Annotated in this window: 25 protein-coding genes; 16 read left to right on the top strand and 9 right to left on the bottom strand. The window is 61.1% G+C overall.

The window, feature by feature from the left end; genetic code table 11:
• Positions 1-252: 252 nt before the first annotated feature.
• Complete coding sequence (locus tag AC3EA7_RS06475; protein WP_488613219.1) at positions 253-3,003, bottom strand: heavy metal translocating P-type ATPase; 2,751 nt, start codon at positions 3,001-3,003, stop codon at positions 253-255.
• A gap of 774 nt (positions 3,004-3,777) precedes the next feature.
• Here AC3EA7_RS06475 and AC3EA7_RS06470 point away from each other — a divergent pair.
• Entirely contained in the window at positions 3,778-4,944 is a 1,167-nt protein-coding gene (locus AC3EA7_RS06470; RefSeq protein ID WP_488613218.1) for an acyl-CoA dehydrogenase family protein, read from the top strand.
• Between the two features lie 105 nt (positions 4,945-5,049).
• Here the strand turns inward: AC3EA7_RS06470 and AC3EA7_RS06465 are convergent, their stop codons facing one another.
• The gene (locus AC3EA7_RS06465; protein WP_488613217.1) at positions 5,050-5,403 is read right to left on the bottom strand and encodes a hypothetical protein; all 354 of its coding nucleotides are present in this window, start codon (positions 5,401-5,403) and stop codon (positions 5,050-5,052) included.
• Positions 5,400-5,732, bottom strand: a complete 333-nt coding sequence (locus AC3EA7_RS06460; RefSeq protein ID WP_488613216.1) for an AAA family ATPase — start codon at positions 5,730-5,732, stop codon at positions 5,400-5,402. The genes AC3EA7_RS06465 and AC3EA7_RS06460 overlap by 4 nt, the downstream gene beginning before the upstream one ends.
• A gap of 97 nt (positions 5,733-5,829) precedes the next feature.
• On the opposite strand from AC3EA7_RS06460, the gene AC3EA7_RS06455 reads away from it, so the two are divergent.
• From AC3EA7_RS06455 to AC3EA7_RS06445, 3 genes are read left to right on the top strand one after another with little or no spacing between them, the layout of a single operon-like run.
• Positions 5,830-6,054: a hypothetical protein gene (locus tag AC3EA7_RS06455; RefSeq protein WP_488613215.1), complete on the top strand. Its 225-nt coding sequence runs from the start codon at positions 5,830-5,832 to the stop codon at positions 6,052-6,054.
• A gap of 58 nt (positions 6,055-6,112) precedes the next feature.
• The gene (locus tag AC3EA7_RS06450) at positions 6,113-6,415 is read left to right on the top strand and encodes a type II toxin-antitoxin system Phd/YefM family antitoxin (RefSeq protein WP_488613214.1); all 303 of its coding nucleotides are present in this window, start codon (positions 6,113-6,115) and stop codon (positions 6,413-6,415) included.
• 3 nt (positions 6,416-6,418) lie between these two features.
• Positions 6,419-6,820, top strand: coding sequence for a putative toxin-antitoxin system toxin component, PIN family (locus tag AC3EA7_RS06445; RefSeq protein ID WP_488613213.1), 402 nt, complete (start codon positions 6,419-6,421; stop codon positions 6,818-6,820).
• A 21-nt stretch (positions 6,821-6,841) separates the two neighbouring features.
• Here the strand turns inward: AC3EA7_RS06445 and mntA are convergent, their stop codons facing one another.
• Positions 6,842-7,330 (bottom strand): type VII toxin-antitoxin system MntA family adenylyltransferase antitoxin, encoded by a 489-nt coding sequence (gene mntA / locus AC3EA7_RS06440; RefSeq protein WP_488613212.1) that lies wholly within the window; start codon positions 7,328-7,330, stop codon positions 6,842-6,844.
• Between the two features lie 389 nt (positions 7,331-7,719).
• On the bottom strand, positions 7,720-9,390 hold the full coding sequence (locus AC3EA7_RS06435) for a trypsin-like serine protease (RefSeq protein ID WP_488613211.1): 1,671 nt from the start codon (positions 9,388-9,390) through the stop codon (positions 7,720-7,722).
• Between the two features lie 421 nt (positions 9,391-9,811).
• Here AC3EA7_RS06435 and mraZ point away from each other — a divergent pair, with 421 nt between their 5' ends.
• The gene (gene mraZ / locus AC3EA7_RS06430; RefSeq protein ID WP_488613210.1) at positions 9,812-10,243 is read left to right on the top strand and encodes a division/cell wall cluster transcriptional repressor MraZ; all 432 of its coding nucleotides are present in this window, start codon (positions 9,812-9,814) and stop codon (positions 10,241-10,243) included.
• Between the two features lie 404 nt (positions 10,244-10,647).
• On the opposite strand, the gene AC3EA7_RS06425 is transcribed toward mraZ, so the two are convergent.
• The gene (locus AC3EA7_RS06425; protein ID WP_488613209.1) at positions 10,648-11,415 is read right to left on the bottom strand and encodes a hypothetical protein; all 768 of its coding nucleotides are present in this window, start codon (positions 11,413-11,415) and stop codon (positions 10,648-10,650) included.
• Between the two features lie 221 nt (positions 11,416-11,636).
• Positions 11,637-13,571, bottom strand: coding sequence for a S9 family peptidase (locus AC3EA7_RS06420; protein WP_488613208.1), 1,935 nt, complete (start codon positions 13,569-13,571; stop codon positions 11,637-11,639).
• Between the two features lie 51 nt (positions 13,572-13,622).
• Between AC3EA7_RS06420 and AC3EA7_RS06415 the strand changes: the two genes are divergently transcribed.
• Both AC3EA7_RS06415 and AC3EA7_RS06410 read left to right on the top strand, forming a co-directional pair.
• Positions 13,623-13,859, top strand: coding sequence for a hypothetical protein (locus tag AC3EA7_RS06415; RefSeq protein WP_488613207.1), 237 nt, complete (start codon positions 13,623-13,625; stop codon positions 13,857-13,859).
• Positions 13,859-14,197, top strand: coding sequence for a type II toxin-antitoxin system PemK/MazF family toxin (locus tag AC3EA7_RS06410; protein WP_488613206.1), 339 nt, complete (start codon positions 13,859-13,861; stop codon positions 14,195-14,197). The genes AC3EA7_RS06415 and AC3EA7_RS06410 overlap by 1 nt, the downstream gene beginning before the upstream one ends.
• A 23-nt stretch (positions 14,198-14,220) precedes the next feature.
• On the opposite strand, the gene AC3EA7_RS06405 is transcribed toward AC3EA7_RS06410, so the two are convergent.
• The gene (locus AC3EA7_RS06405; RefSeq protein WP_488613205.1) at positions 14,221-15,468 is read right to left on the bottom strand and encodes a lactate racemase domain-containing protein; all 1,248 of its coding nucleotides are present in this window, start codon (positions 15,466-15,468) and stop codon (positions 14,221-14,223) included.
• A 192-nt stretch (positions 15,469-15,660) separates the two neighbouring features.
• Between AC3EA7_RS06405 and AC3EA7_RS06400 the strand changes: the two genes are divergently transcribed.
• Positions 15,661-17,172, top strand: coding sequence for a sensor histidine kinase (locus tag AC3EA7_RS06400; protein ID WP_488613204.1), 1,512 nt, complete (start codon positions 15,661-15,663; stop codon positions 17,170-17,172).
• A gap of 88 nt (positions 17,173-17,260) precedes the next feature.
• Complete coding sequence (locus AC3EA7_RS06395) at positions 17,261-17,746, top strand: SLC13 family permease (RefSeq protein ID WP_488613203.1); 486 nt, start codon at positions 17,261-17,263, stop codon at positions 17,744-17,746.
• On the opposite strand, the gene AC3EA7_RS06390 is transcribed toward AC3EA7_RS06395, so the two are convergent.
• Positions 17,682-19,202, bottom strand: coding sequence for a recombinase family protein (locus tag AC3EA7_RS06390; protein ID WP_488613202.1), 1,521 nt, complete (start codon positions 19,200-19,202; stop codon positions 17,682-17,684). The two genes, AC3EA7_RS06395 and AC3EA7_RS06390, sit on opposite strands and share 65 nt — an antisense overlap.
• Positions 19,203-19,414: 212 nt before the next feature.
• Here AC3EA7_RS06390 and AC3EA7_RS06385 point away from each other — a divergent pair, with 212 nt between their 5' ends.
• From AC3EA7_RS06385 to AC3EA7_RS06355, 7 genes are all read left to right on the top strand, one after another.
• On the top strand, positions 19,415-19,672 hold the full coding sequence (locus tag AC3EA7_RS06385) for a helix-turn-helix domain-containing protein (RefSeq protein ID WP_488613201.1): 258 nt from the start codon (positions 19,415-19,417) through the stop codon (positions 19,670-19,672).
• 14 nt (positions 19,673-19,686) lie between these two features.
• Complete coding sequence (locus AC3EA7_RS06380) at positions 19,687-20,946, top strand: SLC13 family permease (RefSeq protein ID WP_488613200.1); 1,260 nt, start codon at positions 19,687-19,689, stop codon at positions 20,944-20,946.
• Between the two features lie 25 nt (positions 20,947-20,971).
• Positions 20,972-22,057 (top strand): AOC03_06830 family ribosome hibernation factor, encoded by a 1,086-nt coding sequence (locus AC3EA7_RS06375; RefSeq protein WP_488613199.1) that lies wholly within the window; start codon positions 20,972-20,974, stop codon positions 22,055-22,057.
• Positions 22,058-22,060: 3 nt separating this feature from the next.
• Positions 22,061-23,056: a hypothetical protein gene (locus AC3EA7_RS06370; protein ID WP_488613198.1), complete on the top strand. Its 996-nt coding sequence runs from the start codon at positions 22,061-22,063 to the stop codon at positions 23,054-23,056.
• A gap of 98 nt (positions 23,057-23,154) precedes the next feature.
• Positions 23,155-23,568: an SAM-dependent methyltransferase gene (locus AC3EA7_RS06365; RefSeq protein ID WP_488613197.1), complete on the top strand. Its 414-nt coding sequence runs from the start codon at positions 23,155-23,157 to the stop codon at positions 23,566-23,568.
• On the top strand, positions 23,565-24,869 hold the full coding sequence (locus AC3EA7_RS06360) for a ParA family protein (RefSeq protein ID WP_488613196.1): 1,305 nt from the start codon (positions 23,565-23,567) through the stop codon (positions 24,867-24,869). Before AC3EA7_RS06365 ends, AC3EA7_RS06360 begins: the two co-directional genes overlap by 4 nt.
• The gene (locus AC3EA7_RS06355) at positions 24,866-26,302 is read left to right on the top strand and encodes a hypothetical protein (protein WP_488613195.1); all 1,437 of its coding nucleotides are present in this window, start codon (positions 24,866-24,868) and stop codon (positions 26,300-26,302) included. Before AC3EA7_RS06360 ends, AC3EA7_RS06355 begins: the two co-directional genes overlap by 4 nt.
• The last annotated feature ends 123 nt before the right edge of the window (positions 26,303-26,425 follow it).

The following is a 26,425-nucleotide window of genomic DNA, read 5'->3' as shown; positions in this document are numbered from 1 at the left end:
GGCGCCCACGGGGGGGGGCGTCCCTCCAACGCCACCATCATCGTAGGGGCAGGCCCCTGTGCCTACCCGCAGCGGGCGCCCACGGGGGGGCGTCCCTACGACGAACCATCGGGCGCCTCCAGGGGGGCGTCCCCACGGCGAACCATCGGGCGCCCACGGGGGGGCGTCCCTCCAACGCCACCATCATCGTAGGGGCAGGCCCCTGTGCCTACCCGCAGCGGGCGCCCCCAGGGGAGCGCTCCTGCATTGCGGTCAACCTGCAACCTTTCCTCGTTCAACGTTCAGCGCATTCCGCAACCGCAGCGAGTTGGTGACAACGAAGACTGAACTGCACGCCATCGCGCCGGCTGCCAGCATCGGGTTCAACTGCCAGCCGGTGAATGGGTAGAGCGCGCCGGCGGCAACCGGAATCAGCGCAACGTTGTAGATGAATGCCCAGAACAGGTTCCAGCGAATGGTGCGCAGCGTGCGTTTGCTGAGGTCGATTGCCTGTGCCACCCCGCGCAGATCGCCGCGCATGAGGGTAATGTCGGCGGTTTCCAGCGCCACATCGGCGCCGCTGCCAATGGCGATGCCAACGTCTGCCTGCGCCAGCGCCGGCGCATCGTTGATTCCATCGCCGACCATTGCGACCGCCCGGCGCGCGCCTGCGCCTTCCTGCAACTCACGGACAATACGCGCCTTGTCTTCCGGGCGAACCTCGGCATACACCTGTTGCGGGTCGATTCCAGCCTGCTGCGCAATGGCTTCCGCTGTTCGCCGGTTGTCGCCGGTGATCATCAGCGCCTCGATTCCCTGGCGTCGTAATGCCTCGACCGCAATGCGCGACGTTGGCTTGACCGTATCGGCGACGGCGATGACCCCCAGCGCCACGCCATCGACGGCGACGATCATTGCGGTCTTGCCTTCACCCTGCAACCGCGCCACATCCTCGTCGAGCGCCGATGTGTCGATGCCGCGTTCGCGCAGGAGCACCGGGTTGCCGATGATCACGGCGCGTCCTTCAACTGCGGCAATCACGCCGTGACCAGCAATCGCCTCGAAGCGTTCTGGCTGAACGATGCCAATGCCAGCGTCCTGCGCCGCACGGACGATCGCCTCGCCAAGCGGGTGTTCGCTGCGCGACTCGGCGCTCGCCGTCAGACGCAGCAGTTCGTTCCGCTGCTGTGCAACCCGGTTGACCGCTTCGGGCGTGTCGTCATAGGCGACACCGCTCAGAATGCGTTCGAGATCGGCAGCGGCGTCGTGGTCATTAATCGTTGCCGTTGTCGAAATATCGGCCTCTCGATGAGCGACGATCAACCCATCGCTCTGCGGCGCCCCATCGTTTTCCTGCGCCTGGCTCAGCGTCGCGCTCTGCACGACGAACGACAGCGCATCCGACATGGGGACGACGATGTCGGTCACCGACGGCTTTCCCGCCGTCACTGTGCCGGTCTTGTCGAGTACGACCGTCTGCACTTTTCCGGCGCGCTCCAGACTTTCGGCGTTTTTGATCAGAATGCCATGCGCCGCGCCTGTCCCGACCCCGACCATAATGGCAGTCGGGGTTGCCAGCCCAAGCGCGCAGGGGCAGGCAATAACCAGCACCGCCACGGCAAAGATCATCGCCTGGGTAAAGCCCGTTCCACCGATGAAGAACCAACCGAGAAATGTCACGAGCGCAATGACGAGCACAATCGGCACGAACACCGCGGCCACGTGATCGACGAGGCGCTGAACCGGTGCGCGGCTGCCCTGCGCCTGCTGCACCAGCGCAATGATCTGCGCCAGCGCCGTCTCCCTGCCGACCCGCGTTGCGCGCATCTGGAAACTGCCACTGCGGTTCAGCGTCGCGCCAATGACAGTATCTCCCTCGTGTTTTTCCACCGGCATGCTTTCGCCGGTGATCATGCTTTCGTCGATAGCCGAGGCGCCGGCGATAATGACGCCATCGACCGGTATCTTCTCGCCGGGGCGCACAATGACGATCTCTCCGCGCCGCACGTCGGCAGCGGGAATGTCCGTCTCGCGTCCGCCGCGCACCACCCGCGCCGTCTTTGGTTGCAACCCGATCAACGCCCGGATCGCTGCGCCCGTCTGGCTCTTTGCCCGCGCCTCCAGGTATTTTCCGACCAGAATGAGCGTAATGATGACCGCTGCTGTCTCGAAATAGACATGCCCCGCCATGCCGGTGATCATCAGCGCGACGCTGTAGAAGTACGCCGCCGACGACCCGACTGCAATAAGCGTGTCCATGGTTGCTGTGCGGTGGTTCTTCAGCGCCTTCCAGGCGTGGATGTAGAAATCGCGCCCGGCATAGAATTGCACCGGCGTTGCCAGGATCAGGAACAGCCAGTTGAGCAGATCATCACGCGCTGCGATATGGTTCATCATCTCGTGGAGCGGACCGCTCATCGAGCGCGCCATCTCCACGCCTGCGCCGATCAGCCAGGGTGTCACCAGCCCGAAGTCGCGCCCCATCGAGAGCAGGAAGAGCGGCGCAGTCAGCACAGCGGCAACGATCAGCGTGCGGCGACGGTTTGCCAGTTCGTGCGCACGCGCCGCCGCCTCACTGTCCTCGCCGGCGCCCGTTGCACCGCGCTGGTCGATCACGCCATACCCGGCGTTTTCAATCGCGGCAACCAGATCGTTCCAGGTGACATCCGTCGGAGTGAACGTCACCGTGGTGTGTTCGCTTGCCAGGTTGACGGTCGCATTGATGACACCGGGAACGTTGCGCAGCGCCTTCTCGACCCGCGCCGAGCATGAGGCACAGGTCATCCCGGTAATTGGAATATCAACGCAATCGGTGATCACACCGTACCCGGCTTCTTCAATCGCCGTAACCAGGCGATCCGGCGCCGCCAGCGTCGGGTCGAACTGCACCTCCGCCTGTTCGCTTGCCAGGTTGACGGTCGCATCGGTCACTCCTGGCGTCTTCTTGAGCGCCTTTGCGACGCGCGCCGAACAGGAGGCGCAGGTCATGCCGGTGACGGCGAGATGTATCTGCTGTTCGGGCATCCACGTCCCCCATCTTGCAACGATAAGCGTCAAGTCTTACATTATACTGCACAGATCAGGTTTCGACCAACTTGACCTTCCAGCCGCAGAGGACCGTTGCGAGTTGATCGCAGAGTTGCGTTTGCATCGGTCTGAACGGTTATTATGGCATCAGCCAGCAAGGGCAGGTCTGAGACCTGCCCTTACGCGCCTGCTCGTCTGGTCGCGGTGTCATCGTGCTCCGGAGTGGCGGCGCCCTTTGTACGATCCGCCCAACGTTTCCGCGCCGGGTGGTGCGGCGGGCTGCCGCCAGACCATGCGTGCCTGCACCTGAGTTGGACACGAGTTACGCGGTGGCGCGTTTTCTGGCTCCGCCGAAGCCTGCGGCAGCGTGGCGCTCCTGATTTAGGTGGTGGGGGGGGGGCGGGGGGTGGGCCGCCCCCCCGCACCACAAAAGAAGACAAGTACCGCTCTGCCGAAGGCAAAAAGAACCATCACGCGGCTCGTCCGTAAGGTGACCGCGTAACTCGTGAGTTGGACAGCTATTCACAGTCGAGGGGACGATCCCGGCGGTTGCCCACATGGAGGTTCGGAGGAAGCCTCCGAGAAGAAGGATCGGTGGCGGAATGATATTGGCAAGCGCCAGTATATGGCGTTCCGCCGACCCAAGGGGTCTCGCATAGGGACGGGACGCCCGCGCTCCCGTGAGAAGCGGGAACGGGCGCCATCTGGCGGGAGAACCATGCCGCAACGTGTTATAATGGTCAAAAGGCGTAGTAGAAGGGAGAACAGACAATGGAGTACGACCTTCCCGAAGATCTTCGGCTCTTACGGCAAACTGTCCGTGACTTCGCCAACAAGGAGATCGCCCCGATTGCCCGCGAGATCGACGAAGAGGAGCGGGTTCCGTTCGAGATGCTGCGGAAAGCCGCCGATCTTGGCCTGCTCGGCGTCCCCTTTCCCGAAGAGCTTGGCGGTTCCGACGCCGGCATTACCGGCTACTGCGTGTTGCTGGAAGAGATCAACCGGAAGTGCGCCTCTACTGGCACCATCATCGGTGCGCACGTCCAACTTTGCTCGATGTCTATCCACCTCGCCGGGACGCCTGACCAGAAGGAACGCTACCTGCGTCCGCTGATCGAGGGACGCATGTGGGGCGCGTGGGCGCTAACCGAACCGAATGCGGGCAGCGACGCCGCCCACATCCGTACGACTGCCGTGCGTGATGGCAATGACTGGGTGCTCAACGGCGGCAAGATGTGGATTACCAATGGCTCTTTTGCCGATGTGATCGTGGTGTTTGCCACCACCGATCCGAGCGCCGGACCGCGCGGCATTACCGCCTTTATTGTCGAGAAGGACTTCCCTGGCTTCAAGGTAGGGAAAGTTGAGCCGAAGATGGGGTTGCGCGCATCACACACAGCGTCGATCTTCTTCGAGGATTGTCGCGTGCCGGCTGCGAATGTGCTCGGCGAAGTCGGGCGCGGGTATGCGCTGGCGCTGCAAACGCTCGACATTGGGCGGTGCGGGTTGGGAGCGGCGTGTCTGGGGGCGGCGAAGGAAGCCTACGAACTGTCGCTCAAATATGCTGTGGAGCGCCAGCAGTTCGGTCGCCCGATCGCCGATTTCCAGGCGATCCAGTTCAAACTGGCCGACATGGCGGTGAAAATCTACACCATGGAGCAGATCGTGTACGATTGCGCCAAGAAGGTCGATCGCGGCGAAACCGCGCGGCTGGAGTCGAGCATTGTCAAACTCTACTGCACCGATGCGCTGGCGTGGATTCTCGATGAAGCCATTCAGGTTCACGGCGGTATGGGCTTCTCGCGTGAACTGCCGCTCGAACGCATGTACCGCGATGCGCGTGTCTTCCGCATCTACGAGGGAACCAACGAGATTCAGCGGTATGTCATCGCCAGCGAATTGCTGAAGACCGTGAGGTACAAGGTGCGCCTGTACTGAGGGGGATTGGGGAGTAGGGAGTGGGGAGTGGCAGCGCCTCCCACCGGCGCCCGTTACCCCCTCCCCTGTCTGACGCGCACCGCGATCCAGACCGCCTGCGCCTCATCAGTCACCTCTACACAGCCCACGCCGGAATAGAGGCAGAAACGCGAGTTCATCGCCGACGCGCGCCAGATCGCGCACGTCGCGCTGGAGGTAGGTCTGCACATAAGAGCTGTAGAACAGGTCACGATCCATCGCTTCGTTGAGCGCAATGGCAGGCAGCGATCCACACCAGATCAGCCAGTACAGTTCTTTGAGCGTCAGTTGCTTCATACCCGCAGTACGATAGACGATCTCCTCCGGCGTCGGCGTGAAGGGGCGCGCATCCAGTCCCCCGCCAATCAACTCCCATCTGGAAAGCCCCAACAGGTTCAGCACTGCGACACGACCAGCCAGTGACTCGGAGATGCCTTTCAAAGGTGAAACTGCTGCAAACTGGTAAGCCAGAACATCCCCGGCTCACTGGCGCGATCCACGGTCATTTTGATGTATGGGAGCAGACCGGGGGCGTACTGGATTTCGTCGATCAGAAGAGGAGGCGAAAACCGCTGCATAAACAGCGCCGGATCGGTTCTGGCCAGTTCCAGAATGAGCGAATCGTCCAGTGTCACGTAAGTGCGTTGACTTTCCCGGAGATGTCGCAGGAGTGTTGTCTTGCCCACCTGACGGGCGCCTGTCACCAGCACAACGGGAAAGTGCCGGGCGGCGTCGAGGATCGGCGCTTCGAGCGTTCTGGGAACGTACATCCTGCACCTCCACGCATCGGCTGATCTGCATTGCGATTGCATGATAGCCGATCACCGTCAGGCTGGCAGAGGCGCCGGGTGCTAAACGATCGGCTGGGTGCTCTATCTGGAAGGCGCCACCGATCTGGCGATGCTGCGCGCTTTTGCAGAACGGATCGACCATCCAGCCCGTTCATTTCTGGAACGCCCCTTTGTATATTACGTCGCCAATCAACCGCGCAGAGCGCAAGAACATTTTTACGCTCTCAGGCGCTCGACGCCATTGGCGACGTGGCGCAGCTGGCGCGGCCCCGCGTCGATTCGTGATCAGACCGCAACTTGACACAGGTTTACAGACAATGTAGACTGATCGTAGTCCAATCAGACTACAGGAGGTTGACATGGAATTCGTAACCATCCGTGATCTGCGTCTGAAACCTGGCGAAGTGTGGGAAAAGCTTCGTCAGCAGGGTGAACTGGTTCTGACCTCCAATGGCCGACCAGTGGCGATTATCGCCGGAGTGGAAGAGTACGATGTCGAAGAGGTGCTGACTGCACTGCGCCGGGCGCGCGCTCAGACGTCCGTCTCCCGTATGCGCCGGTCAGCAGCGGCGCAGGGCGCCGACCAATTATCCGATGCTGAGATCAACGCTGAGATTGTTCAAAGCCGCCAGGAGCGCCGTTCATTCCAGGCAGGGCAGTAGTCGATGCTAATCGTGCTCGACACGAACATCCTGGTCTCGGCGCTCCTCTCACCGTTTGGTCCGCCGGCGCGCATTCTTGATATGGTGTTGCGCGGCGATTTCCGTGTGGCTTACGATGATCGTCTGCTGGCTGAATATCGTGCAGTGCTGGCTCGACCGAAATTCGGCTTTGCCGCTGATGATGTAACTGTGCTCTTGGAGTATCTGGAGATGAGCGGCGAGTCTGTTGCAGCAACGCCACTCCTCTGTCCCCTCCCTGACCCCGATGATCTGCCGTTTCTGGAGGTGGCGATTTATGCGCACGCAGTTCTTATCACTGGCAATATTGCGCATTATCCGCCGCATGCGCGCGGCAACGCGCAGGTAATGACGCCTGGTGAGTTCTTACGGACATGGTGCGATTGAACGAAATCGGATCGCGGACGCTCACGCAACGGGGTCAGACGCGCCAGGCGTTCGCTGAGTTCGTCCAAACGCCGCTCGATACCGCTGAACTCGACGCTCATCACCGACTCCATGCACAATGTTCCGGCGTTGCGCCCGCAGCACGGGCAGATAGTCGCCGTAACGGCTCATCACGTCCGCCTCATACTCGACGCGCTCAACCAGGGAACGCTGATAGAGCGCCCTCCCCGCGGCAATGACAGCGTATACCAGTTCGATCGACGCCTGGTTCAGGATGATGAGATCGACCGGTTCGTCATCGAGCGCCTCCGCGAAGCGCTGCGCCAGTTCGTCGCGCAGGTGCGGAAGAGACGCCTCCCGATCCAGCACTGCCGCCAGATCGATGTCGCTCATCGGACAAACCTCGCCGCCAGCATGCGATCCGAAGAGGTACACCAGCCGCACCTGTGGATGCGTGGCTGCAATCGCCGCAATGCGTTGCTGAAGCGTCTGGAGATCGATCTCGGACATCAGCGCCTCGCTGGAACGGAACAGGTTCTCTGTGATTGTACCATGACCATCAGGAAAACGCGCCCCGGTACGATCTCCAGGGCGCAGTCAGATGTGTCAGGCAACATCGCGCTATGCCTGTCGCTGGCGCTGCGTCGTCCCTGGCAGGCGCGCCCGCGCAGGCGTAATTGATTTTTGAGCAAATAATCCGGTATCGCCAAGTCCAGCCCACGCAGGCGGGCTTTGCAGCCGTAGCCCGCGGCTTATGAGTATCGCCCGGTCGAGCCCGCGCAGGTGGGCTTCGCTTCCCGGAGCCCGCGACTTCAGTCGCCGGGCTCCAAGGCTCCATTAGTCGCCGGGCGGGGAGGCTGAGCGAACGCAGCCCCGTCACCGGTTGCGTCGGGAAGAGTCTATCTCGCGATAAGCGGCAGATGCCGCCGCACGACTGTTGCGACGGTCTGGCTTCCGGTGGCGCCCAACACCGGCGTCGCGCTTCCGATCTGCGCATGATAGCTGGTGATGCGAAAGACGCTGCCAGGGTTGCTGGCGCGTACATCCATTCTCAGGACGGCGAACGCTCCCCCCCTCAACGCTGGAACCTGCCAGCGCAGTTCATCGCCGACAATCTCCGCGTCATCGCCAGGAGCCGCAATGTCTGCATCAGCGGGGAGTGCGGCGCGCACCTCTACGGCTGTGGCATCTGCTCCGGCGCCCTTCCCGAAATTGATGAGCAGAAAGATCTGCTGGAAGACGGAACCAGCTTCCGTGCGCGGGTTGGCAAATGTGCGCAGATGCAGGCGTGGCTCGTTGATCAACGTCGTGATCGGTGAATGCCCGGATGAAGCGACCGTTGTCGAACCGCTGGTCGCCGTAGCGCCATAAGGACCGGTGGTAACGCTGGTCGTTGCGGAAACGACGTATGAGCGCTCAATCACCTCGCCGGGCGGCAGGTTCGATGCAGTCCAGGTGATGATGTTCCCGGAGATGCTGCCGCCGTCGTTAATAGCAATCAGGCTGGTATTCGCAGGCAAGGTGGCGGTGATGGTCACACTGTCGAGCGCCTGCATACCGCTGTTGGCGACGCGCAGCGTATAGGTGAACGGCTCGCCGGGTGCGGCTGTTGAAACGTGGAACAGTTCAGGAAACGGTTCCTCTGCATCCGGCGGAAGCACGGCATACGGTCCTGTCTGGATGACATCGACGTGCGGTTCGTCATTGATAATCGCCACGATCCAGTCCGCAAAGGTTGCCGTGCGGGCATACACGCCAGGGAAATCGGGCCAGGCGCATCCCTGACCAAAACTGACGATACCAGCGTGGAGCAGACCGCCGAGACCATCCGAAACCATCAGCGGACCGCCGCTATCGCCCTGACAGGTGTCAACTCCGCCGCTCGGCAGAATGCCAGCACAGAGGTGCTCGATGCCCAGCGCACGGTCATAGCGGGCATTGCACACAGCGTCGTCCACAATCCGAACGACCGCCTTGTGGGCAATATCCGGCTGTTGAACGCCGGTCTGCGGCAACAAATTTCCCCAACCGGCGATCTGCGCTTCAACGCCAGAGGCGAAGCGTTCCGCATCGGCGGGTGTGGCAATCCGCAGGGTGGCGCCCACGTCCACCGAAGCGTTCAGGCGCAGCAGCGCGACGTCATTGACCAGTGCATAGCCTGAGATGTACAGGGGATGGACAATGACCTCCGCCACCGAATGCCGCTGGTCCGGCTGAACCTGGGTCAGATTCTGCTGACCCGCGAGCACCTCGATCGCCCCAGGCGGAGCGACATTGCCGTCGTCAACCAGGCAGTGCGCAGCCGTGAGCACCCACTGCGAACTGGACGCCGGCGCGCCATCGTCGATCAACGCACCGCCGCAGAACACAACAGCCTCGTCCTGAATGCTGGCCAGAAGCAACCCGACCAGCCACGGATAGTCGCCGGGGTCGACGGGAACGCCGCCGACCACGTTCGGCGGCACGACGGGCGTTGGTTCTGTCCGCTGCGCTCCTGCCCCCGCCAGGGTAGCGCCGATCAATGCCAGCAGAGCGCTGAGGAGAGCGAAGAAACGGAGATGTGTGTGCATTGATGCCTCCTGGTATGTTTAAGGATGCTATTGTTGTCAATATTGACAATATTCAAAACGAGTGCGGTTGTCAAGCCGGAACCAAAGCCTGCCTGTGCCGGCTCTACTGGATGGGTTGCTTGATGTTCCACAGGCGCCGCCTCACGACACGTCCTCGTATGCTGCGAATTCTGCGAAAATTCGCAGATTCTGCTTGATATGTGGGAACAAGTGGTATATAATCACCCTCAAGTGGGAGAAAGTGGGGTAAAGTGGGGGAACAATACACAAGTTCTCAATCCCGGATAGAAGAATAAAAACATATGTTCTAATTTTGTTCGATTGTTCACGTGTGCATCCAGGGTTGTTTCATTCGCTGATAGCGTAGTGCGTCCCAACCGGTGCATTGTTGCAATCGGACGGCTAGTTCAGGCGAATCATCGTGTTTCTGGGTGAATACGAACATACGATCGATGACAAGGGTCGCCTGGCGATACCGGCTCGTTTTCGTGATGCACTCAGCGAAGGGGTAGTCATCACGCGCGGTTTCGATAAGTGTCTGGTAGGGTTTCCGCGCAGCGTCTGGGAGGAACTGGCGCGACAGGTGAGCAGCCTGCCGATCGGCAGCGAGGAAACGCGGCAATTGCAGCGTATGCTCTTTTCGGGCGCCGCCGACATGACGCTCGACCGACAGGGGCGCATTCTCATTCCGCAGAACCTGCGTGAATTTGCCGAACTTGGCGATCAGGCGATTATTGCCGGGCTGAATCGCCACTTCGAGATCTGGTCGCCGCGTCGCTGGCAGAATGTGCTGAGCGCAATGGACGCCAACGCGAGTATGTTTGCGCAAAAACTGGCAGAGTTGAGGTTCTAGGGTTGAAGGCGAGAGGCGAGAGGTGAGAGGTGAGAGGCGAGAGGTGAGAGGCGAGAGGTGAGAGGTGAGAGGCGAGAGGTGAGAGGTGCGAGGCGAGAGACGAGAGGCGAGAGGTGCGAGGTGCGAGGCGAGAGACGAGAGGCGAGAGGTGCGAGGTGCGAGGTGCGAGGTGCGAGGCGAGAGGCGAGAGGCGAGAGGTGCGAGGCGAGAGGTGCGAGGTGCGAGGCGAGAGGCGAGAGACGAGAGGCGTGAGGGGTGAAGGTTGCAGGTGGGAAGGTTACGGTTGAGAAGAGGGAAGGTTAACCCCTAACCCTAACCCCCTGGTTCTCAGTTCTCAGTTCTCAGTTCTCGGTTCTTGGTTCTCAGTTCTCAGTTCTTGGTTCTCAGTTCTCAGTTCTCGATTCTCACCCCTCAATCCTCACCCTTGCCACGTCCATCCACTGCGCTCCCGGCACGGCGTGCAGCCCCCAGCCGAACCTGCCGCGCGGCGTGGCGATCAGCCACTGGTTATCGACCCAAGCAACGAAGCCGAGCGGTCCGCGCGGTGTATAGTCGGTTTCGTGGACGACCTGATCGTCAATCAAAAAACGCGCGCCGCTAGTGAGCCATTCGAGGGTGTAGGCGCGGAATGTGTCGTCCGGCGGCGGGATGAGCGCCTCGCTGACCGCAAGTGCGCGTTGGACGCGCTGCCAGAGGCGGTCGTACACGCCAGGCAGTCGATTTGCCAGCAGCACCAACGGCGCTGCCGGCGCCCATACCAGTGCGCGACGGGTCGTAGCATCGATCGTGGCGACTTTCCAGCCAAAACCGGGGACGCTGTGCGCGAGCGGCATATCGGCAGGCGGCGAGGCGTAGAAGAACCAGATTGCAGCGGGCAACACCGGCAACACCTTGCCGATCGGCGAAATCGGTGCATTCCAAAAGCCGAAGCCCGCCGTTCCCTGAACCGGCGTCCCTACCCGCGCCACAACGCTCATGCGTAGCGGCGCGCGCCAGGGAAAGCGCTCACGCGGCAGACCGGTGTAGTCGTCGATTTGTGCATTGGCGTAGCGCCGATTTGTCGCACCGGCCACGATCAAACGCAGACCATCCGGCGTCACGACCAGGCGCCCGCCGCCGGTCTGGGTGCGTCGCCAACAGGGCTGCGGTCTTGGACGAAATGTCTCATTCATACCCATTTCCTGAAACAACCACGCCCCCGGATCGCTCCAGGGGCGCAGCCGCGCCACGGTCACGGGGGCGCGTGCAGGGCATGCAACCTGGGCATGGACAACCAGCCTAGGCGCAGCCACGCCACGGTCGCGGGGGCGCGTGCAGGCCTGCACCTTCATTATTACCGACAGTCGTAACCATTCAGTAACCATTCCACACGGTTATGGGCTTGTATATGGTATTACAGGTTGTCGATGATTATCGGCTCGACCGGATCGGCGAGTTCAAATCCCAGGATGCGCGAGTAGAAGAAGAGTTCGGCTTCCAGCGCGCGAATGATCGTCTCCGCCTTGCGGAAACCGTGCTGCTCACCCTCGAATGCCAGATACGTCACCGGAATGCCCTTTGCGCGCAGCGCCGCCGCCATCCGTTCGGATTGATCCGGCGGCACGACTTTATCTTCCAACCCTTGCAGGAAGATCACCGGGCAGTTAAGCTGTTCGATATGGTGGATCGGCGAGCGTGCGTGGTAAATATCGACGCGCTCAGGGTACGGTCCTACCAGCCGGTCGAGGTAGCGCGACTCGAACTTGTGCGTGTCGCGCGCCAGCGCCTCCAGATCGCTGACGCCATAGTAACTGGCGCCGACTTTGAACACGGCACGGAAGGTGAGCGCTGCCAGGGTGGTATACCCGCCTGCGCTGCCGCCGGCGATGATCAGGCGATCCGGGTCTGCCAGCCCCTGCGCTGCCAGGTACATCGCCGCATTGCAGCAGTCATCGACATCGACAATGCCCCACCGGCCGTCGAGGCGCTGCCGGTAGGCGCGCCCGAAGCCGGTGCTGCCGCCATAGTTCACATCCATCACCGCAATGCCGCGACTCGTCCAGAACTGAATGCCGGGATCGAACGAGGCCGAGGTTGCGCCGGTCGGTCCGCCATGGCTCAGGACGAGCAACGGCGGCTTTTCGCCTTCCGGTGCGCGAAAGTCGCAATTGTGCGGCGGGTAGTAAAAGCCGAACGCCGTCACGCCGCCTTCGGTCGGAAACTCGATCACCTGCGGCGTCGAAATATAGCCGGGGTCGATCTGCGTCTCCATCGAACGGCGGACGGTCGTCAGCGCGCCATTCGCCAGATCGAGCATCACCAGTGCGGCCGGCGCGGCGGGTGATGCGCCAATGAAGACAACCCTGCCGTCGGCAGCGCGTGGACCGGTGAACCCGAAATCGCTGAACGGCAGGTCGAGCGGCGTTAACGTTCCGCGCTGCACGTCGAGCGTTGCCATCTTTTGCTCACCGCGCTCGATATATGTGCAGACCAGGCGATCTGCCGACTCGACGGCATAGGTGCGTGCGCCGAAGACCCAGAGTGGCAGACCGAACTCGGCTTCCATCGGGCAGATCGCTTCGACAGCGCCGTTGCGCCAGCGGTAGAGGTTCCACCAGCCGGTGCGCTCGGCGACGAAGTAGAGCGCACCGTCAGGTCCCCACGCTGGCTGAAATGCCGCGTCATCAGGACCGCCAGCGATCCGTTCCCCCGGTCCTGGCGATCCATCCTCACGCGCTGGCGCGACCCACAGTTCAGCGGCATCCCACGGCATGTTCGGATGGTTCCAGGAAAGCCACGCCAGCCATCGCCCATCCGGGCTGAGCCGCGGATTGGCGTAAAAATCCGCGCCTTCGACCAGCACCTGTTGTTCTGCGGTTCCGTCGAGCGGAATGGCGACAATCGTGTTGACCGCCTCACCGCCGCTGGAGTGGTCCTCACGAACGCCAATCAGCCGGTTGCGCTGGCGGTCAACCTCAAAGTCGGCGTAGCGCAGCGGCGCTTCGGGCGTGATCGGCTCCGGCGCTGCGCCGAGTTGCTGGCGGTAGAGGCGCTGATCGGCAAAGTTGCTGAAATAGACGATCCCCCGATCAACCGTGTATGGCGCTCCCCCGTATTCGTGGACGCGAGTGCGGACATTGAAGCCGGGCGGCGTCACATCGGCGATCGCGCTGTCGGCGGTGCGCCGCACCACGACTACGCGCCCTCCCTCGGCGGGACGACCTTCGAGCCAGTAGATGTCGTCGCCGTCGAGGACAACGGTGTTGAGCGAGACCCCCGATGTTGCGACCAGTGCAGCGGTGATCGGCGAGCGCCACGAGCCGTAGGGTGCGGTCTGCGGATTGGTCATCGCGTTTTCCTTTGTTGACATGCGGGTATAACTTCGGTTATACTCAGAACCATGAAAACAGCCATTTCTCTTCCCGATGCCCTCTTTCACGAGGCAGAACAATTTGCTCAGGCGCATGGTCTCTCGCGGAGCGAACTGTATGCGCGTGCGCTGGCGTTCTATCTCCAGGTTCACCGGCGGCAAAGCATTACCGATGCGCTCAACCAGGTGTACGCCGATGAGCCGGGCGTCCTCGATCCCGCACTGCACGCTGCACAGGCGGCCATTCTGGTAAATGAGGACTGGTGATGCACCGTGGTGAGATCTGGTGGGCCAACCTCCCTGATCCGCAGGGTTCTGGCGCTGGCTATCGCCGTCCCGTGTTGATTATTCAGTCTGATGCGTTCACTGCCAGCCGCCTGAACACCGTCATTGCTATCGCCATCACTGGAAATCTTCGTCTGGCTGCGGCGCCCGGCAATGTCTTCCTCTCCGCCTCAGAGTCTGGATTGCCTCGTGACGCGGTTATCAACGTTGCGCAAATCGTCACACTCGACAAAGGCGCGCTCGATCAAAGAGTTGGCTGGCTGACAGCGCGCACGATGCACAACGTTGAACAGGGAATCCGACTGGCGCTCGAATTATAACGGATGTTTTGCGGCTGCCTGGTCTATTCCTGCGCACGAGAATCGCGCAACCGGTAGAGCATCTCTCCCGCTTTCGGAACGAGGAGCACGCCTTCCGCCTCGCGCCCTGCCCAGGTTGCGGGGTCAATCGTCGCCGGGTCGCGGTAGCCGACATTGTGCGCCGCACAGCGTTCCGCCGAAATGCCGGTCGCCAGCGTCACCCGGATGCGCGGTCGTTCGCCGTGGAGCGGGTCGTACTCGCCTACGCCAGCCAGGTGCGTGCTGTGCGCCAGGACGCCCCACGGATAGTGCTGGAAGCGGTCCCACTGTTTGACGAAATAATCGCGCATGTGGTATCCGATGACTGCCAGGGTTGCGCCGTGGGTGACGCTGAACTCGGTGATGTGCGGCGCGTAGATGATCACCTCGCCGCCGTCCGCCACCACCGGCTCGACTTTGTACATCCCCTTGGCGGCGGTCCACATGTCCTGGTACATCGACGGCACAACTGACAAGACCTGCTGGAAGGGGCGATCAACGTAGCGAATGTGCACCTGCGCTGAGAGTTGTGCCGCTGCCTGCCACGCCTCTTCCGGCGGACCGGTGAAGATGCCGCATATCTGCCCGTTTTCTGGCGCAACGACGACCGCCACGCAGTACTTTGGCGTCGGCACGAGCGCCGCCGCGCGGTCAATCAGGCGGCGCACCGGTGTAACGCCCGGTACGCCGATGATTGCGTAACTAGTGATCAGTGCGCCAAGCCAGTGCGAGACGTCAATCACCTCGCGCCCGCTGATGCCGGGGAACAGATATTTGTTGCCGCCGGAAAACCCGACCACCTCGTGGGGGAAGACCGGCCCGCAGATCAGCAGACAGTCGTACTCCAGCGCCATGCGGTTGATCCGCACCTCGACCGGCACAGCCAGCCGCCCATTGCTCAGGGTTTCGATCTCGGATGCGGGAATGACGCCGACCGATGCAAAGGTTGCAGGGTCGTCCCAGCGATGGTTGAACACGCGCACGCCGCGAAAGGTCGTTTCCCATTCGCCTGGGCGCACCCCCAGATGGCGGTCGATCTGCGCATCGGTCATTGGTTGGTGGGTGCCGAGGGCGATCAGCACATCGAGCGCAGCAACGCGCGACGCAAGCGCGGTGTGGATGCAGCGGAACAGCAACGGTAGCGGCACGGTGCGCGTGCTGTCCGGGACAATCAACAAGACCCGCTTGCCATCGACATCGAACGACGCCATTCCCTGATGCACGATTGCGGCAATCTCATCGTCCATCTTCATGCCTTTTCCCTTCGCACCTGCAATCTTATTGGAACCACGGAGGGCACAGAGAAGGGGATCATCTCCCATTTCACATTCAACGTTCAAAGTGCAATGTGCAACGATAACCCTCAAACCTTTCCCCCCTCCTCCGCCTGCCGTTGTCGTCCACGAAGAACACGAAGGCGCACGAAGGATGCTATAATCAAACGTATGTCAATACGCACGCGCCTGACACTTTCATACGTTGGTTTTTTTGCGATTGCGCTGCTCACGCTGCATGTCGGATTGTACCTCATTGTGCGCAGCGTGTTGTTGAACAGCGTCGATAACGAGTTGCGCCTGGGCGTCGAGGTATTGCGCCGCGGATTTGCCGAGAGCAATCAGACGGCCTACGGCTACTTCCGCGACGACCAACTACGCGCCATTCTGCTACGCCAGCCGCCGGTGCGCGATTTCGAGGCGACCAGTCTGTATGTTCAGTTCTTCGATGCCGACGGCGATCTCGTCGGTCGCTCGCCGAATATCGGCGATGGGGACCTGGCGGCGGCGCTCACGCTCGACGAACAGCGTCTGGCGCTGGCGCTCGACGGCACGGAACAGATCACGACCGTTGAATATGGCAACGTTCACATACGCGAGTTGGTGGCGCCGCTTCGGTATTTCAATCCGGTCACACGTCGCGAGGAGATCGTCGGGGTCTTGCAGGTCGCGCGGTCGATGGCGGAAATTCGCTATGCGCTGCAACTCCTCTTCTATGCGCTGACAGTCGGCGGCGTGGTGGTGCTGCTTGCGGCGGCGCGCGGCGGCGCATGGCTGACGCGCGCCGCATTTCGCCCGATTGATGAAATTGCACAGACGGCGCAGAGCATTGTGCGCGCCGAGGACCTGAGTCGTCGCATTCCTGTGCCGCCGGCTGCCGATGAATTGCAGCGCCTGACGATTACGGTCAACGATCTGCTGGCGCGGCTGGAGGAACTGTTCAACCATCAGCGCCGTTTTATTGCCGATGTGTCGCACGAACTGCGCACACCGCTGACGGCGATGCAGGGCAATCTGGAAGTGCTGGCGCGCGGTGCAGCGCGCGACCCGCAGTTGCTGAACGAGTCGCTCGATGATATGCGGCGTGAAGTTGCCCGCTTGATCCGTATGGTCAACGACCTGCTCTTGCTGGCGCGCAGCGACGCCGGGATTCAGATTCGGCGCGAGCCGGTGGAACTCGATACGCTTTTACTCGAAACCCTCCGTGAATTGCGTCCGCTGGCAGGGCAGGTGCAGTTGCGCATCGGCGAGGAGGATCAGGTCATCGTCATTGGTGACCGTGACCGTATCAAGCAGGCGCTCCTGAACCTCGGCGTCAACGCGATCCAACACACGCCGCCGGGCGGCGCCGTTACGCTGAGCCTCGCCAGGCGCGACGGATACGCCGCGCTCAGCGTCGTTGATACGGGGTACGGCATTGCGCCGCAGGACCTGCCGCACATCTTCGAGCGCTTCTACCGCGCCGACCGGTCGCGTTGCCACAACGGCGGCGGTGCGGGGTTGGGGTTGTCTATCGTTCGCTCGGTGGTCGAAGTGCATGGCGGGCAGGTGTTGGTTTCCAGCGAACCGGGTAAAGGGAGCATTTTTACGATGCTCTTGCCCCTCGCGCCTCAGCCGGAAGGCGCCATGTTGCCGACGCCCAATATACCGGACGGTGTTCCCCAGACCGCAGAGACCCTGTGATGCAGACTGCTGCACATACCCTATCAACAATGTCGTGACGCGGAATCTTTGCGCCTTTGTGTGAACCTAACTGGCAGAGTAGTGAAACATGCTGATTGTTTTTGGGGTGCTGACGCTGACGGTCATTCTGTTCGCCAGTGATCGGCTCCGTCTCGATGTGGTTGCGCTGCTAGCGTTACTGGCGCTGCTTTTGAGCGGCATCCTCACGCCAGCCGAGGCGCTTGCAGGGTTCTCGGACCCGATTGTGCTGATCATCGCCGCGTTGTTCATCGTGGGCGCCGGATTATTCCAGACCGGCGTCGCCGATGCGTTGGGGCAGCAACTCATGCGTTTCGCCGGCGTCGGCGAAGCGCGCCTGATTGCTGCGATCATGCTGATTGTTGCGTTGCTCTCGGCATTCCTCAGCTCGACCGGAACCGTAGCGGTTTTTTTGCCGGTGGCGGTCAGTCTGGCACGACGCGCCGGCGTCAGCCCGGCGAAACTGCTGCTGCCGCTGGCTTACGGTTCGCTCATCGGCGGCATGCTGACAGCCTTCGACGTTCCACCATCGGCAACACACCCTCATCGCCGGTGAGCCGCGCGCTCACCGGCGCAGTTTCCCCGTCAACGACCACGCGCAGATCAAGCGCGTCGTACATTGCCGCCTGCTCTTCCGGCGTCGGCGGCGACGCCGGCGCCGCCTTAAGGTTCCGCACCGTCTCCAGCAGCGCGTCGCGGTTGACCCGCCGCGCCGCATCATCCGCCAGCAGCGTATCGATCCGCGCCAATTCCGCGTGCGCCGCGCTTTTCATGGCGTCGTACTGACGCTTCGCCCCGATGAAGGCGTCGAGGTCAAGCGCGCCCGCCGTGTACGCGTCAATCAGGCGGGCAATGCGTCGGTCTGCATCCCCGATGTGCGCAGCGTAGGCGGCGCGTTCGCGTTCCAGTTCCCTGCGCCGATCCGCTTCCGTCGCCGTTGCTTGTTCGATGGCGTCCATCAAACGCGCCTCATCAAGCACGACGGTTGAGACCCATTGCCACACGACGGCTTCAAGGCGTTCAGCGCGGACGTAGGCGGGCTTGGCGCAGCGCCGGACTGCTTCTTTGTCCTTCCCTATGCACGTGTAGTAGCGGTAGACCACGCCGCGCATGTGAACCGGATTGCCGCCGCACGCATTGCCGCAGGCGCAGCGCACGCGGGTGCGAAGTGCGTAGAACCGCTTGGCGACGCGGCAGGCGTTTTGTTTGTTCCGGTCGAGTTGTTCGTTTGCGCGTTGCCAGAGACCGGCGTCAACCAGCGCCGGAACCGCGACGCCTGTGTTGTAGGCGTCGTACACCTGTTCGCCGCGATACACGGGGTTGCGGATAATACCCTGCACTGTGCCGTGATACCAGTGCGCCGCCGCTTTGTGGCGCGTATTGCCCGGCGGCGCGACGCCCGCTTCTTCGAGACGCGCTGCAATGGCGCGGGATGAAACCCCATCGGCTGTCCACGCGAAGATGCGGCGCACCCATTCCGCTTCTGTCGCGTCAGGTTCCAGCGCCTTTGTGCGCTTGTTTCCGGTGTAGCGATACCCATAAGGCGGGGTGACGCCTTGACCGAGAATGCGCCCTTCGGCGACTTTCTGGCGTTTGCCGTGCATCGAGCGTTCCCGGATTTTGAGTCGCTCGAACTCGGCGAATGCGCTTTCGATGGTATCGAACAAGCGCCCCTCTGCGGTTTCCGCCGACTGCCCGCGCGTCACGGCGTGGAGTTGCACGCCCGCGCCGGACATCTCATCGCGCAGCAGAAGCATATGCGCAACGTTGCGGGAGAGCCGATCTAGCGCGTAGACGATGACGACATCGACCGCGCGGGCTGCAAGCAAGTCGCGCATCCGGCGCAGCGCCGGACGCTCCAGCACGGCGCCCGACATCGTGTCCGATAGTTCCGCAACGACGCGCCAGCCTCGCTCTTCGGCGTAGCGGCGCGCTGCCGCGAGCTGGCTGGGGATCGAGAAGTTGTCGCCCTGGTCTTCGGTGCTCACTCTGGCGTAGATCACTGCGTTCATCACGCATCTCCTTGAGGTCAACGAGGCGACTGGGGAAGCCCCGTTACCCGCGTCGCCAACACGTCGCGCGGACATTAGTAGTCTTACTTGAAACGCAGTATATCACACGACACACGATTAGTCAAGTTTTGCTTGATATGTCTAGTGATACGCGATACAATGGCAGCGACACTGCGCCGGTTGCGGTATGCTATCATAAGGAGGTGATTACCGTGCGAAGCAACATCTATCTTCTCATGGCTCAGAAGGCGCAGCGTGAACGGCGTCATATGACGCTGCGCACCGTCGCCGAGGAAACGGGCATCTCGTACTACACGCTCAACGCAATTGCCAAAGAGACCATCAAGGAGTACCCCCGCGACGTGCTGGCGCGGTTGTGCGTGTACTTCGGATGCGGCATCGGCGATCTGCTGACGCTTGTTGAGGTTCCCGACCCTCCATCCCCCGCCACTGTCGCCTCACGCACGTAGTCGAGGAGACGACCATGCGTCTGCATTACATCACAACCGACAGCGCTGACGATCCAAATCCAGCGCCGCGCCTGCCGGACTGGGACGCGCCCGCGGCGCTGCTGGCGTTGTACGACCTCCCCGGCAAACTGGCACGCGTGCAGATCGAACCCTCGTCGCCGCTCGTTGGCCAGACGCTGGCACAGGCGAGCCTGCGCACTCGTTACCGCGTGAATGTGGTCGATATCGAACCGCATACGCTCCAGGGTGTGACGGTTGCGCCGCGTATGGCCAGTTCGGATGTGACGCTGCAACCGATGGATGTGCTGCTGCTCAAAGGTTCGGCGGAGGATGTTGCGCGGCTGGCGAAAGAACAGCACATGCGCGTGCTGGCGACCAGCGTCAGCCCCGGCGACCTGATCACCGAGGAAACCGGGATTGTGGAACTGGTGCTGACGCCGCGTTCCCGCTTGATCGGGCAGTCGTTGCGCGAAGCGCGCTTCCAGGATACGTATCAGGTGCTGGCGCTGGCAATCCTGCGGTTGGGCGCCCCGCTCGACGCGCCAACATCGCGGGTGGAACTGCGCTTTGGCGATACGCTGCTGGTACAGGGAACCTGGGAACGGATCGCCTCACTGCTCGATGAACGCAACGATTTTGTGGTGGTTGGCGACGTGCGCCGTCCGCCAACCACCCGCGCGCTGACCCGACGCGCGCCGATTGCGCTGGCAATCATGCTGGGCATGCTGACCCTCATCTCATTCGATCTGCTGCCTATGGTGACCGCCGTGCTGCTGGCTGCCGTCGCCATGGTGCTGACCGGCTGCGTGTCGATGGAAGAGGGGTATCGGGCGATCAACTGGGAGAGCGTTGTGCTGATCGCCGGAATGTTACCGATGGCCACCGCGCTCGACAAGACCGGCGGGTTGCAACTGATGGCAAGCGGTCTGACGGCAACGCTTGGCGCGCTGGGTCCACTGGCGCTCATGGCAGGGCTGTTTGTGCTGACGGCGCTCTTCAGTCAGTTCATTTCCAATACCGCAACAACCGTGCTGATGGCGCCAATTGCGTTGCAGGCAGCGGCGGAACTCAGTGTATCGCCCTACCCGCTGCTGATGACCGTCGCCATTGCAGCATCAACCGCGTTTGCCACCCCGATTGCCTCACCGGTCAACACACTGGTGCTGGGACCAGGGGATTACCGCTTCAACGATTTTGTGCGGATTGGAACGCCGCTGCTCGTCCTGGTGCTGATCACGTCGCTCCTGGTCATGCCGGTTGTGTTTCCGCTGTGATACTGAAATAAAAGGAGAAAAGATTATGAATCGCCACGACATCCGTCTGCTCCAGGCAGTGCGGCACTATCCGTCGGTGACGATCACGCTGCCAACGCATCGCACATCACCCGACAACAAGCAAGACCCGATCCGGGTGAAGAACCTGGTGACCGAAGCGACGAACCGGTTGCTGGGCGAATTCCAGCGGCGCGAGGTCGAGCCGCTCCTCTCCCGGCTCGATGCGCTGGTCAATGATATCGACTACCGCTACACGCTCGACGGGCTGGCGTTATTCGTCAACCGCGACATCGGGCGCAGGTTCATCCTGCCGTTTACCCTGCCGGAGCGGGTGGTCGTCGACGAGACGTTCTGGACGCGCGGGCTGGTCTTTGCGCTCAACCGCACCCCGCGGTATTGGGTGCTGGCGCTCAGTGAGCAACCGACGCGCCTGTTTGAGGGGGTGCGCGAGCATCTCCAGGAAATTACCGACGAAGGCTTCCCGATGACCCATACCGGTCCAGGCGGCGAGCGCGGCCTGCCCAACGACCCGGCGATCAACCGGTCGGCATACCGCGATGAACGCCACCGTCAGTTCTTCCGCCAGGTCAGCGCTGCGCTGACGCCGTTCATGAGCGATGACCCGCTGCCGCTTGCGCTGGTCGGCGTGGATCGCTATCTCGCCTTCTTCCGCGAGGTATCACCGCATGCCGGTGCAGTGGTCACCACGCTGACCGGCAACCACGACAAAACGCCCGCCCACGACCTCGGAAAACTGGTGTGGCCCCTGGTCGAACAGAACCTTGCCATTCGCCGCGCCGAGGCGCTGAAAGAACTGAATGCCGCAGTTGGCGCGCAAAAATATGCCTCGACGCTTGGCGAAGCGTGGCGCTTCGCCCACGAAGGTCGCGTGGATGTGCTCCTCGTTGAAGAGGACTACCATCAGGCAGTGCGGGTTGCCGACGATGGCATGACGCTGACGCCGGTCGATGATCCAACCCTGCCGGGAGTCATTGAGGATGCCGTGGACGAGATTATTGCCATGGCGCTGGACAAAGGCGGGCGCGTGGTGTTTGTCGACAACGGCGCGCTGCCGCAGCATCAGCGCATCGCAACCATTTTGCGCTATTGATCGATGAACCGTGATGACACGCTTGCAACCATGCGCGCGGCCGGTCGTCCGCTCGCTGAGATGGTCGGTCTGCCGCAGCGTGGCGTCGGACCGTTGCCAACTGCGCGCCTGATTGTGGATAAGGCGACGCGCGATCGCATCGTCATCTTCGATCCGTCGCTGGCGCCACACCTGCGACGGGTGGTGCGAAGCGCAGATGTGCGACCGTGGTCCTGCGACGCGCCGTGCTATGTGATCTTCCTACCATCAGGATGGACGGCAGCAACGTTCGGCGCGGGCATAGATGCCGCACAGGCATGGGAACGCATGGCAGAGCGCTGCCCGCCCCTCCAGCAGCATCTCGCCCCCGCCGCTGCGTCCCATCCGCCTGATGAGACGTGGTGGGAACGTTCCACTCCCGATGCGACCATCTTCGCCCAACCGCGCATCATCTGGTCCGTTGCCAGCGTTGCGCAGCGCTTCGCGCTGACCGAACCCGGCTGGCTGGCAGGACCGGGCACGTGCCACGCGCCCGGTTCCTTCTTCCTGCTCGGCATACTGATGAGCCGCCTGGCATGGCGGGCGCTGGCGGTTGAATGTCAGGCGGGCAAGGTCTACCGGCTTACGCCGGAGCGCATCGGGCGGCTGCCGATCCCCGACGCGCCGGAAACCGAGCGCGCAGTAGTGGAGTCCCTGGCGCACCGCATCGTCACCCTGACACGCGAACGGGCGCTGCTGGAGCGGCAGTTCACGCAGCGGCTGGTGAAGGACTTCGGTCCGCCAGGCGCGACGCCAGGGGCGCGGCTGGAGCGCTGGTGGGAACTGGAGTTCGACGCGCTGCGCGCAGAGATCGCCAAACGCTTCGGCGGCGACATCCCGGCGCGCTTTCGCGAGCCGTGGGCGGCTCAGCACGCCGACGCCGTCGCGCGCCGCGTCGCGTTGAGCGACGCCATCGCATTCGCGAAAGATGCACTGAACGCGCAGGTGGAAAGGGTGTATGGGGTGGGGCCGGGGAGGTGACGGTGGAACAGGTTTGGCGGGAGATTATTATCTTCGCGCTAGATCGTATAATATACGCGCCACGATGTGCCGAAGGAGCAGGATGGAGATTGTCATCGATGAATCCCGACTTTCTCGATGCTCATGACCGCCACTGGAACGACGCCGAGTATCTCTTTGCGGCATTGCGTTGGGCGAATGCTGATCACCTGTATGGATTGTCGGTGGAGTGTGGCCTGAAGCGTCTCATGATCGCTTTCGGAATGCCGGTAACGACAAGCGGCAATCCACAAAGAAGCAGTGATCGGGTTCATGCAGATCAGGCGTGGACACGGTACGAAACCTATCGTTCAGGTCATCCTAGCGGCAGAGGCTATACCTTACCGCTGACCAACCCGTTCAATAACTGGCGCATTTCCCAACGCTATGCTCACCAGAGCAACTTCAACCAGGCGCATGCTCAAACTCATCGTAATGGGGCTGAAATTGTGCGAAATCTGGTGGAAGAAGCGAAGAGGAGCGGATTAATATGACCACCTTTGATCACATTATCCCTGCTATAACCAATATTCTGGAAAGCCATCGCGAGGATCTGGCTCGAATGGGAGACATGATTATCAATCGTGATCTCAACGGTCGAGTACGATTAATAGTAAGCGAGACTGTACAGGAAGACGACACCTCACGGCAATTTCTGACAAAGATTGCCGGTCTCATGTATGAACGCCTCGGGTCTCATGCCTTTCCTCCTGAACATGCGGTGATTTATGAAGCGCATATTGAGGCGCTACTAAAAGACAAGCCGGGGATGAAACTGGAGGGTTTTCCCGCCATTCGATTTGTTGATCGTCTGGCAACAGAGAGCGACTGGACAACGATCTCGACGATTACTCCCGGAGTGCCTCGTATTGTCTTCTATTCGCTCAAAGGCGGAGTCGGGCGCTCAACCGCGCTTGCAGCGTCAGCCTGGACGCTCGCACAACGAGGAAAGCGCGTTTTGGCGCTCGATCTCGATCTTGAGTCGCCAGGACTATCATCCGCGCTCCTCGCTGATGATCGTCAGTCGACCTATGGCATTACAGATTGGCTGGTTGAAGATCTGGTAGATAACGGAGATGCTGTGTTTGATGAGATGGTTGTCATCAGCACACTGTCTCGCGAGGGCGAAATCTATATTGTTCCTGCGCATGGCCGTGAGCCAGGAGAGTATATCTCCAAACTCGGACGTGTCTGGATGCCTAAAATCTCCAGAACAGGCGATCGTGAGATCTGGTCACAGCGCCTTCGACGACTTATCGAGGCTTTGGAGAAACGCTGGCGTCCAGACGTTCTGTTGATCGACGCGCGCGCTGGCATTGATGAGATGGCATCAGCCTGCATTACCGATCTAGGGGCGAACCTTGTGCTCCTGTTCGCGGTTGATAGTGAACAAACGTGGACGGGCTATCGTATTCTTTTTCGTCACTGGCGTATATCAGGTGTCGCACGCGACATTCGCGAGCGCCTGCAACTGGTTGGAGCGCTAGTCCCTGAACGTGATCGTGAACGCTACCTTGACGGGTTGCGTGATCGCGCCTGGGATTTGTTTGTTGACGAACTCTACGATCCTGTCCCCCCTGAGGAAGATGCAGCAGACCTCTGGAGTTTTGATAGAGCAGATGAAAACGCCCCACATACCCCATGGGCGATTCGCTGGCATCCTGACTGGACGGCACTCCGTTCACTTTACCACCATATGTCGAGTGTCGATACAACAGGCATTGGACTTATCTTCGGTCCTCTTATCGACGGCTTGATCGCAATGATTGATAACCGGAAGAGCGTTCAACGATGAGTAATGTTCAGTCTATTCGCCAGGCAATTGTAGAAGCTCTTCCCATTACGACATCAAACTACGGGGAAGAACCTGATCGGCGTGTGATGTATGTTCCGCCAGCACACATCAAAGCGCTTCGGTTGGAATGTAACATCGTTATTGGCGCTCGCGGCGTTGGGAAGTCTTTCTGGACTGCAGCGTTGGGGTCTTCAAAGTTACGCACTCTGCTTGGCGCTTCGGTAAAGGAATTGGAGAGCGCTGATGTGCGAATTGGCTTTGCTGTAACGCCCAGGATCAACGCATACCCCGACAGCGCCGTGTTCGGACAATTGCTGGAAGCGAACATTGCGGCATACGACATCTGGCAGGCTATCATCGTTCGCTGGCTGGCAGAGAAGCTCGGCGAAATCCTTCCTGTGGAAGACTGGTCCGCAACCGTCGCGTGGGTTAAGAACAATCCTGAACCGCTGGCGCGTCTGGCAGAGCGTGCCAATCGGAAGTTCGAGGATGATCGACGCTACGGTTTGGTGGTCTTTGATGCACTTGATCGGACCAGCAACGACTGGCAAACCATGGATCTGGTTGTGCGTGACCTGCTTCGGGTTGCGTTGTGGCTCAAATCCTTTCCGCGCCTGACCGCCAAAATCTTTCTGCGGGAGGATCAATCCGACCGGACTGTAACCAATTTTCCTGACGCATCGAAGTTGCTGGCAACCAGTGCTGAGTTGACCTGGGCACGTCACGATCTGCATGGCCTCCTCTGGCAAATCCTGTGCAATGCCGCTGGAAGCCGCGGACAGGCGCTGCGATCCATTTATGGCGAGGTGGTGAAGACCCCACTTCATGAGAACGACGGGGTCTGGCAACTCGCTGAAGAAGTCAAACGTGAAAGCGAAGCGCAGCGGGCGCTGTTCGAAAAACTGGCCGGAAAGTGGATGGGAAACGATCCCCGTCGTGGAGTTCCCTACGTCTGGTCGGTCAGCCACCTGGCGGATGGACGTCAGCGCACATCACCGCGTTCATTTCTCGCTGCTATCCGGGTGGCAGCCGAAGACTCGCGCGAACGTTATCCAGAGCATCCATTTTCTCTTCATTACGAAAGCATCAGGCGCGGTGTTCAGCGCGCATCACAGATCCGTGTCGACGAGATGGTTGAGGACTATCCATGGGTCACAGAACTGATGAAACCCCTGCGGGGGTTAACCGTGCCCTGTCCATTTGAAATGATTAAGGAACGCTGGAATGAACATTTCCCTTCAGGGTTGCGCAATACTGCAATAGTTAGCCAACGTCTCCCTCCACAACATATAGCGCAAGGATGGGACGGAGTGTGCAACGATCTGGAGCGAATTGGGATTTTTGAGAAAATGCGCGATAAGCGAATCAATATGCCTGATCTCTATCGCATTGGCTTTGGACTCGGTCGCCGCGGCGGGGTGAAGCCAATATGACAATTCCGGGATGACACGAGATCATCTGTAGATGCACCGATGATGCAACATTGGGAGACGCCCGCAATCGGCAGGATATGGTGGCAGACCAGAACATTCGTATCCACCAGCACTCTAGAGGAT

The organism is Roseiflexus sp., from assembly GCF_057785375.1.
The sequence above is the reverse complement of the archived record's forward strand: the minus strand, read 5'-3'. Positions and strand labels throughout refer to the sequence as shown.

Bases quoted from the DNA above. Each gene is read 5' to 3' on its own strand.
- AC3EA7_RS06475 (WP_488613219.1), bottom strand. From the start codon at position 3,003: ATGCCCGAACAGCAGATACATCTCGCCGTCACCGGCATGACCTGCGCC.
- AC3EA7_RS06470 (WP_488613218.1), top strand. From the start codon at position 3,778: ATGGAGTACGACCTTCCCGAAGATCTTCGGCTCTTACGGCAAACTGTC.
- AC3EA7_RS06460 (WP_488613216.1), bottom strand. From the start codon at position 5,732: ATGTACGTTCCCAGAACGCTCGAAGCGCCGATCCTCGACGCCGCCCGG.
- AC3EA7_RS06450 (WP_488613214.1), top strand. From the start codon at position 6,113: ATGGAATTCGTAACCATCCGTGATCTGCGTCTGAAACCTGGCGAAGTG.
- AC3EA7_RS06445 (WP_488613213.1), top strand. From the start codon at position 6,419: ATGCTAATCGTGCTCGACACGAACATCCTGGTCTCGGCGCTCCTCTCA.
- mntA (WP_488613212.1), bottom strand. From the start codon at position 7,330: ATGTCCGAGATCGATCTCCAGACGCTTCAGCAACGCATTGCGGCGATT.
- AC3EA7_RS06435 (WP_488613211.1), bottom strand. From the start codon at position 9,390: ATGCACACACATCTCCGTTTCTTCGCTCTCCTCAGCGCTCTGCTGGCA.
- AC3EA7_RS06425 (WP_488613209.1), bottom strand. From the start codon at position 11,415: ATGAATGAGACATTTCGTCCAAGACCGCAGCCCTGTTGGCGACGCACC.
- AC3EA7_RS06420 (WP_488613208.1), bottom strand. From the start codon at position 13,571: ATGACCAATCCGCAGACCGCACCCTACGGCTCGTGGCGCTCGCCGATC.
- AC3EA7_RS06415 (WP_488613207.1), top strand. From the start codon at position 13,623: ATGAAAACAGCCATTTCTCTTCCCGATGCCCTCTTTCACGAGGCAGAA.
- AC3EA7_RS06410 (WP_488613206.1), top strand. From the start codon at position 13,859: ATGCACCGTGGTGAGATCTGGTGGGCCAACCTCCCTGATCCGCAGGGT.
- AC3EA7_RS06405 (WP_488613205.1), bottom strand. From the start codon at position 15,468: ATGAAGATGGACGATGAGATTGCCGCAATCGTGCATCAGGGAATGGCG.
- AC3EA7_RS06400 (WP_488613204.1), top strand. From the start codon at position 15,661: ATGTCAATACGCACGCGCCTGACACTTTCATACGTTGGTTTTTTTGCG.
- AC3EA7_RS06395 (WP_488613203.1), top strand. From the start codon at position 17,261: ATGCTGATTGTTTTTGGGGTGCTGACGCTGACGGTCATTCTGTTCGCC.
- AC3EA7_RS06390 (WP_488613202.1), bottom strand. From the start codon at position 19,202: ATGAACGCAGTGATCTACGCCAGAGTGAGCACCGAAGACCAGGGCGAC.
- AC3EA7_RS06380 (WP_488613200.1), top strand. From the start codon at position 19,687: ATGCGTCTGCATTACATCACAACCGACAGCGCTGACGATCCAAATCCA.
- AC3EA7_RS06375 (WP_488613199.1), top strand. From the start codon at position 20,972: ATGAATCGCCACGACATCCGTCTGCTCCAGGCAGTGCGGCACTATCCG.
- AC3EA7_RS06370 (WP_488613198.1), top strand. From the start codon at position 22,061: ATGAACCGTGATGACACGCTTGCAACCATGCGCGCGGCCGGTCGTCCG.
- AC3EA7_RS06365 (WP_488613197.1), top strand. From the start codon at position 23,155: ATGAATCCCGACTTTCTCGATGCTCATGACCGCCACTGGAACGACGCC.
- AC3EA7_RS06360 (WP_488613196.1), top strand. From the start codon at position 23,565: ATGACCACCTTTGATCACATTATCCCTGCTATAACCAATATTCTGGAA.
- AC3EA7_RS06355 (WP_488613195.1), top strand. From the start codon at position 24,866: ATGAGTAATGTTCAGTCTATTCGCCAGGCAATTGTAGAAGCTCTTCCC.